The 10,860-nt window shown below is 47.4% G+C and carries 9 protein-coding genes and 1 pseudogene; 2 read left to right on the top strand and 8 right to left on the bottom strand.

Annotation, left to right across the window (positions count from 1 at the left end; all coding sequences use genetic code 11):
- Positions 1–76: 76 nt before the first annotated feature.
- Positions 77–670 (top strand): annotated as a pseudogene (locus R7035_RS16015) (glycine betaine ABC transporter substrate-binding protein); the annotation flags it as partial.
- An 82-nt stretch (positions 671–752) separates the two neighbouring features.
- Here the strand turns inward: R7035_RS16015 and R7035_RS16010 are convergent.
- The 7 genes from R7035_RS16010 to R7035_RS15980 all read right to left on the bottom strand — a co-directional run bounded on the left by R7035_RS16010 (position 753) and on the right by R7035_RS15980 (position 8,542).
- Entirely contained in the window at positions 753–1,130 is a 378-nt protein-coding gene (locus R7035_RS16010; RefSeq protein ID WP_262651365.1) for a nuclear transport factor 2 family protein, read from the bottom strand.
- A 143-nt stretch (positions 1,131–1,273) separates the two neighbouring features.
- Positions 1,274–2,005, bottom strand: a complete 732-nt coding sequence (locus R7035_RS16005) for a DUF3726 domain-containing protein (protein ID WP_137282554.1) — start codon at positions 2,003–2,005, stop codon at positions 1,274–1,276.
- Entirely contained in the window at positions 2,002–3,738 is a 1,737-nt protein-coding gene (locus tag R7035_RS16000; protein ID WP_262651369.1) for a hypothetical protein, read from the bottom strand. The genes R7035_RS16005 and R7035_RS16000 overlap by 4 nt, the downstream gene beginning before the upstream one ends.
- A gap of 101 nt (positions 3,739–3,839) precedes the next feature.
- Complete coding sequence (locus R7035_RS15995; protein ID WP_005388593.1) at positions 3,840–5,441, bottom strand: BCCT family transporter; 1,602 nt, start codon at positions 5,439–5,441, stop codon at positions 3,840–3,842.
- Positions 5,442–5,550: 109 nt separating this feature from the next.
- Positions 5,551–6,540, bottom strand: coding sequence for a membrane dipeptidase (locus R7035_RS15990; RefSeq protein WP_053303711.1), 990 nt, complete (start codon positions 6,538–6,540; stop codon positions 5,551–5,553).
- Positions 6,541–6,609: 69 nt separating this feature from the next.
- Positions 6,610–8,070: an aldehyde dehydrogenase family protein gene (locus tag R7035_RS15985; protein ID WP_031781215.1), complete on the bottom strand. Its 1,461-nt coding sequence runs from the start codon at positions 8,068–8,070 to the stop codon at positions 6,610–6,612.
- A gap of 73 nt (positions 8,071–8,143) precedes the next feature.
- Complete coding sequence (locus R7035_RS15980; protein ID WP_005375789.1) at positions 8,144–8,542, bottom strand: RidA family protein; 399 nt, start codon at positions 8,540–8,542, stop codon at positions 8,144–8,146.
- A gap of 155 nt (positions 8,543–8,697) precedes the next feature.
- Here R7035_RS15980 and R7035_RS15975 point away from each other — a divergent pair, with 155 nt between their 5' ends.
- Positions 8,698–9,588 carry a LysR family transcriptional regulator gene (locus R7035_RS15975; protein ID WP_005375788.1) on the top strand — a complete coding sequence of 297 codons (891 nt, stop codon included), beginning with the start codon at positions 8,698–8,700 and terminating at the stop codon, positions 9,586–9,588.
- Between the two features lie 80 nt (positions 9,589–9,668).
- Here R7035_RS15975 and R7035_RS15970 read toward each other — a convergent pair whose 3' ends face one another.
- The gene (locus tag R7035_RS15970) at positions 9,669–10,775 is read right to left on the bottom strand and encodes an NADH:flavin oxidoreductase (protein WP_062730958.1); all 1,107 of its coding nucleotides are present in this window, start codon (positions 10,773–10,775) and stop codon (positions 9,669–9,671) included.
- Between the last annotated feature and the right edge of the window lie 85 nt (positions 10,776–10,860).

Genomic DNA, 10,860 nt, shown 5'->3' with positions numbered 1-10,860 from the left:
GGCCTAACTCCCAATGAATCAGAACGGTTATATTGGGAAAACTCTAAAACCGTGGCCAATTTTAGTTGACCACTACATCATCAAGCACGCCAAACTATTTGAACACCCAGAGGATGATGACAAGTTCGCGTTTTATAGCTGCCCTGCTGGTTGGACATGCCAAATCACCTCCGGTCACTTGTTTAATGCATTAGGGTTAAGTGAGCACGGCTTTGAGATGGTTGACCCAGGATCTGGCGCAGCATTAGCTGGCACCATCGCCAAGGCCTATGATCGCAAAATGCCTTGGTTTGGTTACTACTGGTCACCGACGCCCGTATTGGGCAAGTATGATATGGTCAAAGTGGATTTTGGTAGCGGAACAGATTTAGAAGAGTATCGCAACTGTACCACTCAGCCTGATTGCGCTTCACCAAAAGTAACAATGTACCCACCTTCTCCAGTTCGCACAGTAACAACTGAGGCGTTTGCGAGCAAAGAACCCCAAGCATTCGCGTACTTGCAGAAACGCGGATTTACCAACGAGCAAATGAGTGAAATGCTGGCCTGGATGGAAGATAACTACGCGGACGGTGAAGAAGCGATGTTTTACTTCTTTAATACCTACCCTGACTTGTGGAAAGGCTGGGTATCTGAAGACGTCGCGGTGAGAATCGAAAAAGCGCTTTGATGATTAATACTTCGAGTGCCACAAATCATTTAACCTCCCATACCGTTTGAATAAACGGCATGGGAGACTAATCAATGACTCGTTAATACATGGTGTGACCATTCAATGTTTCTTTGGGTATCTCTTGCAGAGCATCCCAATGTTCAACGATCTTCCCATTGTGATCAAAACGAAAGAAATCCATCGTCACGTATTCAATATCATTAGGCCATGTTTGGTGAGTGTGTAGTGCCACCAAATTCCCTTCAGCAATGGCTCGCACAAACGTAATATCTTTATCGGGATACTCGTTTTGCATCCGCTCAAAATACTCGATAAAAGCCTCGGGGCCATTTCCAACTAATGGATTGTGCTGGATGTACTCATCACCTACGTAGTTTTCAACTGCCTTTCTTGGGTTACCTCTATAAGCGGTTTCGTAAAACGCAATGGCATTTCTTTTATTCTCTTGAAGATCCATTTTTCTTACCTGTGTTGCTCCATCTTGCGGATAACGGTAATCATAGTCTTTGAACTTCAGAAGTGACCAAACATCGCGCACAAAAAAAGGCCGCTAAACAGCAGCCTTCATCACTTCTACTTGGAATCATCGCCTTTCATCGCTTAAACCACACCACCAGCACCGAGCATAGAACGCTCACTGTTCTCCACCAGCAACGCGGTTGCGGTTTGTTTCAGTGTTTCCCATTCTTGGTCTTCGACAAAGATACCATTTTGCCAAGAAGCTTGTTGCGTGCGGCTTAACTCATCACCTTCAATGTGGGTGGTATACCCTTGTGCACTTTTCTCGATATCGAAATCGTTCACGGAGAGCTCGATAACCATACTATGCAAATCCGTATCATGCCCATCAAACTGATCCGAGAAAAAGACTTCTGGTGCGATTCGTCCGCGGTTTAACACATAAAGCGTTCGCTTGGGACTAGAGCCATTGACCCATTGTGCGCGACATGCGATGCCTTTCGCAGAGAGCTTCAACAACTCACTAAAGCCGAGCCAGCGGTTATGGCACTGTTTCAACGTGATAGTAATCGACTTACGGTTAATCATTTTCTCAAGTGCGAAATCCAACACGGCGGGTAAGTGGCACGCCACACTGCCATTGTGCAAATCCATCTCGATACTCGCTGACGTGCTGTTGGTCACCGATACGGCGCAGTCCGAATCTAACCCAAGAAACAGGCTGGCGTTATTAAAGTGACGCACCCCGTGCAAGCCAACCATTTGCAAGTCCGCCACCATGTTCGCAATGACATCCGCCTCACCACAGTGACGGCGCATGCCAAGAAATGCCTTATTAACCGCGGCCACCAATTCGTTGTGAGAGACGATCATAATGCAAATCCTCCGTTGATTTTTTGATTGTCACTTTGCACAATTTCGTCACGCGGCGGCATGCTAGGGAAAATCCATGTGTCTGCCAGTTTAGGATCGTGAATTTCATCTAACAGCGGCGCGCCCTGGAAGAAGGTTACTCGAACCCAACGATCCGAGCGCGGATCAAACTTAGTCGCGCCAAAGATCGCCAATTTACAGCGCAGTAAGTGCATTGGTAACGCATCTTTACGCAGCACATTCATTTGAATATCCCCCATCGCACGGTTGCCTAGCGTCCATACGCGACGTGTGATCGAACGATAAGCCGGTTTTTGCAATAGAAACTCTGCTACGGACATTTCTACATCACAGTCAAGCAAGGCCTGGTACAAGCGATTCACTTGTCTGCCGATATCAAGCGGCAGTTCTTTTTCTTCTCCAGCCTCTTCCCCGCGAACACCAAGCCTTGGCTCTTCTTTATCTTGTGAGCGATACCAGAACCAGTAGTTGTTCTCGGCTAGTGAGTAATCCGCATCAATCGCCCAGCGGTACTTGCTTTGCAACACTTCCAGTAAATCTTGGATCTTTTTCCCGCCCGGAATAGATAACGTTTCATCCGTATTCATTTGGCTAGCAAATTCATCCACTAAAGATGGGTAGAGTTCGATCAAGCAAGAGGTGAGGATTTCTTGGGCTTCCACACTCATTGTTTTCTTATGCTCGACCAAACTCGCCCAGTTCGGATGTAATTCCATTAACGTTGTTAGCTTCGATAGCAGTTGTTTGATGTCTGCTATCGCTTGATGATTGAGCCTGTCTTGATGTTCATTGATGGTGATGACTTGCTCTAAATGACGCTGTGCTTTTTGCAGCAATCCTTGCAAAGGAACATGGAACGACGCTTCACATGGCATCGCAAAGACTCGCGCTACCGCACGTTCGCGAGAGGTCATCCATTGGTCAACGATGCACGGGTGATTAATCAAGTATGGAGCCATGCCTAAGCCAGTAGCATTGCCGACACCAAGGTAGCGCTGCAAGCCACGATGCAAAGCCACCGCCTTGTCGCCACCTTGTTGAAGTGCCAGATAGTGCACCCAATCTAGGCTGAATTCACGCAACATATATACGGCACACATTTGCGCACTAAAAGACTGGCTGAAATCTGAGTTATTCTCTAACAGTTTGAAATCGGCGATACCAAACTTTCCGTTACCATAAACAGCTGTGGTACGCAGGATATAACCCACTTCCGCTAACTCTTTCGGCTCAGGCTGCTCGCCTTGAGAAAGCGCGCTAACAATGTGCTCAAACACGCGCACACTTTTGTTTGCGCGAGCAAGAACAAGTACGTTGTTTGGATTACGTCCCGCTTCTTGCAGCGGTACATTTTCTCGCAATCTTTCCAACAAAGTAACATCAACATCGCCTTGAACCAGTGCAAATGTGACGTCCCACTTTTCAGCAATGACGCGATCATTACGCTCGTCGTCGGCAATTTCATCACAGAATACCACCAAATGATAAACGTGCTCTGGCGTGGTCAATTTGTAAATCACATGACCATAACCACGAGGACAAAGCTGCCACTCATGCTTGGTTACTTGCCAGTTTTGGCTTGCCATATTACGAATCAGACTGCGAACAAAGCTGATTCGGTTTTGGTGCATTGCGCCAAGCCTTTCGGCTGCCATGACAATCGCTGCATCGCGCATAGTTGCTTCCGTATAAGTAGAACGATGTGCATCCATTTTGCTCACCACCTATTTGTTATTGTAAGAATACTAGGGTTTGTGCGGATGCAGGAGGAAAACACCCGCACAAGCTCCACGTTGTTTGAATTAGATAATTGTTATAGCCCTTGCTCTTTCGCCATTTTGATTGCGATTTGCGGCGCATTCCAAAGTGACGGTAACAGAATCAGCGAAACCGGAACCGCGGTAATCACAATGAAAGATTGCAGTGCAGAGATGCCACCAGAGCCAAGAGAAATCAGGATTAGTGCCGTCACACCCATCATTACGCCCCAGAAGGTACGGATGATCGCATTCGGCTCCGTTTCACCACTGATCACGACACTGATTGTGTAGGTCATTGAGTCGCCCGTCGTGACGATGAAGATCGTGGTTAAAATCAGAAATAGAATTGAAGTCAGCATTGGCATTGGTAGTTGCTGAGTCACCGCAAGCAAAGCACCTGGCAGGTTAAAGCCTTCGAACGCCGCACTCACGCTACCCGGTTCAGCAATTTCAAACGCAAGACCTGAGCCGCCCACAATCGTGAACCAAAAACAGGTGGTTAACGGAGCCACAATACTGATGGTGGAAATGACTTGGCGGATAGTTCGACCACGGGAAATACGCGCAATAAAGATTGCCATCATCGGACCATAACCCAGGAACCAGCCCCAGAAAAATACTGTCCACCAGCTTAGCCAACCTTCATCACCACGGTAGGTCGCCATTGGGATAAAGTTATCCAGCATGCTCCCTACACCTTGAATGTATCCGTTAAAGATAAAATTCGTAGGGCCAAAAAACAGGATGTAAACCATCAATGCCATTGCCAGAATCACGTTGTAACGACTAAGCAGTTGCATGCCTCGGCTTAATCCACTGAGTGCTGACAAGGTGTAAAGAGCAATCGCAAACAAGATGATGATAAGCTGAGTGGTAAAGCCATCAGGAATATCAAACAGCGCATTTAACGCGTAGCTAACCTGCAAGCCTAAAAACCCAATTGGCCCGATGGTGCCCGCGGCTACCGCGATAATGCAGCACGCGTCAATCAATGCACCGAGTTGGCCTTTAAGTGCTCGTTCGCCCAAGACTGGGTAAAGCAAAATACGGGGTTTTAGTGGTAAACCTTTGTCGTAATGCAGGTGCATCACCACGATGGAAGTTAAGCTACCTACAATCGCCCAAGCCAGAAAGCCCCAGTGCATAAAGGATTGCGACAACGCATTCACCGCACCTTGCTGCGGGTTATCTTGCGCGCCGTACAAAGGGGGTGGGCTAACGTAATGCGCGATAGGCTCAGCCGCGGCCCAGAAAACACCACCACCAGCCAATAAGGTACAGAAAATAATCGCCATCCAGCGGAAAGAATCCATTTCTGGTTTTGCAATCCCGCCCAACATCACCTTGCCTGTTCGCCCTGCAGCCAAGCCAAGACCAATAAGAAAAGTGAGAAGCAGCAGTAACTGCCAGTATGGACCAAATACCTGAACTGCCCAGCCAAAGCCAGCGTTAACGATCGTAGATAACAGCTCGCCGTCATAAAGTGCAATAGCAACGAACAACGCGATGAAACCACCGCTATACCAAAAGGCCGGGTTATTCAGTCCTAATTTGTCCGTCGTGTTTTCTGTTGTTGATGTGTTGTGTTTTGCTTTCGACTTGCCCGATGACACGCTCATCGTGGAAGCTTTCATGCTATTGGTTAAATCAGACATACTCTGGCTCCAGAGGTTCTTTGCAGCAGCCAAAGACTGGCTACAAATGTGAGTTTTACGCCTGCCGTATTGTTATTATGTGGGTAGGCGGTTCCTACTTTGGGGAATGCTATGAAATAGGCTCTAATCCTTCTTTAAGGAAGTTGAACCAGTTTTCACCCAATATTTTTCCAGCCTCAGATTCACTGAATCCGTGACCCATTAATCCGTTGTAGATGTTCTCCATCCCTGCGCTGCCGCAGAACCATGGCAGCGCATCTGGCCATCCCGAGTTACTTGCTGAACCTTCGCCGTAATCCATCGCTTTTGACCAACGCCCGTTGCGCATCCACTCCAACACTTGTTGCGGCTGATTTAGGCACAAATCACTACCGATGCCTAAATGGTCGACGCCAAACATGTCTGCGGTTTTCGCTACCATCTGGCAGAAATCATCCAGCGTGCACTGGCTGCCATTTGGTAAATGGAACGGATATAAACTGAATCCAATCAAACCACCGCGCTCCGTCAGTGCTTTGATCACGGTGTTGGACTTGTTGCGCAGTGCGTCATGCGCAAACGTCGGGTTAGCATGGCTGATACAAATTGGACGCGAAGAGAGCTCGATAGCTTCCAACGTTGAACGCTCTGCGCTGTGGGACATATCAATGATCATCCCGACTCGGTTCATCTCTTCAATCGCTTGTTTACCAAAGCGAGTTACGCCGGAATCGTTTTGTTCGTAACAACCTGTCGCCAGTAAGCTTTGGTTGTTGTAGGTCAGTTGCATGATCAGCAGACCTTGGCGGCGCATCACTTCAATCAGGCCAATTTCATCATCAATCGGTGAGCAATTCTGCGCGCCGAAGAAGATGCCGACTTTACCTTCTGCTTTGGCTTTTTCTACATCTGCCATTGAATAAATAGGCATGATGAGGTCCGCATTTTGCTCGAAGCGCAAGTTCCATTCAGCAAAACGCGTTAAGGTTTCGCGCGCAGTTTCGTGGTAGACGATGGTGGCATGAACGGCGGTAATGCCACTCGCCTTAAGCGTTTGGAAATACTCTCGATCCCAATTGCAGTACTGCAATCCGTCAATCACAATCCGTTGTTGGTACATAACCACTCCTTAAACAATTTCTTAGCCTTTCAGTGCGGGTAACTGACACCATCAGTTACCCTGCCGATCTTAGTAAGGACGCTGATAAGCGGTTTTCACTACGGTGTAGAACTCTTTGGCGTACTGACCTTGCTCACGAGGACCAAAGCTAGACTCTTTACGGCCACCAAATGGAACGTGATAATCTGTACCCGCAGTTGGCAAGTTAACCATGACGCAGCCCGTTTGGACTTGCTGTTTGAAGATCGCGCTATTACGCAAGCTTTGCGTGATAATGCCGCCTGTCAGGCCAAAGCGCGTATCGTTCGCGACTGCAATTGCCTCATCCAGATCAGAAACGCGAATCACGCTCGCCATTGGCGCAAAGACTTCTTCTTGGTTCACTTCCCAGCCATTCTGTGTATTTAAAAACAGAGTTGGTGACATGTAGTAACCGTCATGCTCTAGGCTCAGACGCTCACCACCGAAAGCCAGCTCCGCGCCTGCTTGGCGTGCGTTTTCGATCCACTCAAAGTTCGCATTCAGCTGGTTACCATCAACAACAGGGCCCATGAACACGCCCTCTTCTAGAGCGTGACCCACTTTAAGTTCGCTCATGCGTTTGATTAGCGCTTCAACATACGCGTCGTGAACTCCGTCCATAACGACAAGACGAGAAGACGCGGTGCACTTTTGACCTGCACCCGAGAATGAGCCTGCGATTGTTGCTTCGACAGCAATCTGAATGTCTGCATCATCTGCCACTACGAGCGCATTTTTGCTACCCATCTCTAGCTGACAACGCACAAAATTTGGTGCCGTTGCCGCTGCAACTTTACGGCCTGTGTCCACAGAACCAGTGAAGCTCACGCCGTTCACATCCTTCGAATTGATAAGGGTATTACCTACTTGCGAACCGCTACCCAAAACGAGGTTAAACGTGCCAGCAGGTAAACCTTGGCGATGGATAATCTCTGTCAGCGCAACGGCACTTGCTGGGGTTAGGTTGGCAGGCTTCCAGACGACGCTGTTGCCAAACGCAAGTGCTGGCGCGATTTTCCAAGCCGCTGTTGCTGTTGGGAAGTTCCAAGGAGAGATAATGGCGATAACGCCGACGGCTTCGCGAGTAACTTCAACGGAGACACCTGGACGGACGGAAGCAGCGCTATCGCCAATTTGACGCAGAACCTCAGCAGCAAAGTATTGGAAGAATTGGCCAGCACGGTAAATCTCACCTCGACCTTCAGCAAATGGCTTACCTTCTTCACGCGAAAGCAAGGTGCCCAATTCGTCACATCGTGCAATGAGCTCATCACCAATCGCTTGTAGCACTGCTTGCTTGCGCTCGATTGGTGTTTTTTCCCACTCTGGCTGCGCTGATTTAGCCGCTTGAATCGCTTGCTCTACTTGCGACACACTCGCTTGTGCGAAATCGCCAATGTTTTCGCTGATATCAGAAGGGTTAATATTGGCGATGGTGTCCATGCCCGATTGCCATTCACCTGCTATATAGAGGGATTTTTCTGCTTGAACATTGTTAATAAAAGTCATGGTTCTTTCCTTGTTCTTCCGATTTGTGATGGCAAGCCACTCACTCACTGATCTCTAATTATTCTCGTTGGATTTATTCTGGTTGGCTTGCCGACGCGTAGACAACAAACTCCACCAACATCTCTTCTCGCGCTAACCCTGCAACCACCATGGCGGCGCGATTTGGGTACGGCGCTTCAAAATATTCCGCGTACACTTGGTTAACGGTCTTTAAGTATTCTCTGTCAGTCACATAAATCAGGACCTGCAACACCGAGTCCAAAGACTCCCCTGCACACTCCAGGGTGTGAATGAGATTGTTAAAGGTTTGACGTGTTTGTGCTTCGATACCGCCTTCCACAACCGCGCCTGTGTCATCAATAGGAATTTGAGCCGTATACAGGGTTCCGTTGTTGACTATCGCCCATTCAAGCGGCGCTTTAGAAGCAAATAGACTGGTTTTAACTGGGTGTTTTTTAGTAGGAGTATTCACGTGCCTTTCAACCTTTGTAACAGCTTTGTTTCAATATGGTTAAATGATGCACATTGACAGGCGATAAATCTAACGGTAAATTTTTGACATTTGATAAATTAAAATTATCACCCTGTTTAAAATAACGTAAATAAAGGGATTAAGAGGCATTAGGGATGAGTATTAAGCTTCAACAATTAATGCATTTTGTGATGGTAGTCGAGGAAGGAGGCTTTCGAGCCGCTTCACATCGTGCAAATCGTTCTCAGGCGGCACTGTCAACATCGATAAAAGAGCTTGAAAAAATTCTAGGGCAAACGCTGTTTGAACCCGGAAACAAAACCAAATTGACCCCGTTTGGTGAAATTTGTCTGCCCAAGGTGGTTCAGTTTCTCAATATCTACAGTGCGCTGGACAACGATCTCAAAGCTGCCGCGGCCGGACAGCAAGGGAGAGTGCGAATTGCGAGCGTTCCTTCTGTTGCAGCGAAACTCATCCCTAGCGTGTTGGGTGCCTTTTGCGAGCAGTATCCAAATGTAGAAGTAAGCTTGATCGATGATAACGCGGCGGGCGTCGAGGCTCGCTTACTCTCCGGTGAAGTCGACTTGGCGCTCGGTAACCCCTCTCACCTCGATGAGGGCGGCATTGACTTTACGCCGCTGTTAGCCGATCCAATAGGCGTGGTGTGTTTAAAGGACAACCCTATTGCAAGTCATCCAGAAGGAATCGAGTGGCAAACTTTGTTGGAACAACCCTTTATCCGTAACGGCACTTGTACACTTCTCGATCCAACCCCAGCAAGAGCTCTGAGTCAGCAAGCGCTCTATTCGGTCGAAAATATTACTTCACTGTTTTCTGTCTTAGAACTTGGGATTGGTGTCACGACCCTACCGAAGCTTGCTTTCCCAACCAATGAAACACGCTTGGTTTGGATTCCGCTTATCGATCCACCACTTGAAAGGCAAATTGGTATATTTACGTTAACCGATCGCACGATCTCGCCTCAAGCTAAAGCATTTCACGATCTTTGTGTGCATTATTTAAACTATCAAAAAGAAGATAAATAATGGTTCGATTAACATGCGGATAATTAAAAGCCTCCATATTCAGAGTGGAGGCTAATTTGTATTTGTGTATTCGCTTCGTTCTATTTTTTGCGACGATTTCGGTTCTTATACACCACGCAAAAGTTACCACGCTTGGTACGACACTTTGAGCAACGTTCACAATCTACTGGTGCGCGATTGCCTTCTTTCCAACGTTTGATCAACTGTGGCTCAGCCAATAAAGGGCGTGACACAGCAAAAAATTGGATACCTGTGTTTTCTGCAATTTTCTCAATCGCATCAATGTCGCTCAGCCCGCCGACAGTAATCACCGGTATGCTAACGTCCTGACTGATCACGTGACCATATTCGTGAAAGTAACCTTCTTCTTGTAGTGTGTAACCATCGAACGTTTGACCAACAAGTTCGTTTGCTTTGCCGTGAACATTGCCAGATACGATGATCGCATCAACGCCTATTTCTTCAAGTTTCTTGCAGACGACGCGAGTTTCATTGAACGTTAAACCGCCGTCAAAGAACTCTGTTGCCGTCAGTTTAACGAGGATGGGAAATTCGCTTCCAACCAGCTTTCTGGTTTCAGAATAAATTTCTAAAAGAAAGCGCATGCGATTTTCTAAGTCACCACCATATTCGTCTTCGCGACGATTATAGTACGGGCTTAAAAACTGGTTAATTAAATAAGTGTGCGCCGCATGAATCTCTACGCCGTCAAAACCAGCGTCTTGAGCACGTTTACTCGCCAATGCGAATGCCTTTACGATGTAGTCTATTTCGTCCTTTGTCATCGCTTTGCCTTGCGTATTTGTACCACGCTCAGGCACGTCACTCGGAGCGAAGATGACACGCTCACCGACGTTATGGGTGGTTTTGGTGCCACCGTAAGCAATTTGCATCACGATTTTAGAATCTTGTTGATGTACTAGCTCTGTTAGCTTTTTGTATTCTTCAATAAAAGAGTCGTTGTAGATCCCCATCATACCTGCGTTGGGTTTCTCTTCTTCAACGATATTGGCATAACCCGTAACAATAAGCCCAACTTCCCCTTTCGCAAGCGTTTCGTAAATATCGTAAAGCTTTACCGTCATGTGACCATCTTCGGTCGCCATGTTCTCCCACGTTGCGCTTCTCACAAAACGGTTCTTTAGGGTCATGTTGCCAATTCGGGCTTCGGAAAACAAAATGCTCAAAACCAGTCCTCTTAAAGTTGTCTTTATGTTTTATCTTTTCGCAAGTAAACAAGAACGAAAAAGGAACAGCGATACACGATGTATG

The sequence above is a fragment of the Vibrio sp. 1731 genome (assembly GCF_033339955.1).
In the GTDB taxonomy this organism is placed as follows: Bacteria; Pseudomonadota; Gammaproteobacteria; order Enterobacterales; family Vibrionaceae; genus Vibrio; species Vibrio alginolyticus.
This window is presented reverse-complemented; position numbering and strand designations above follow the sequence as displayed.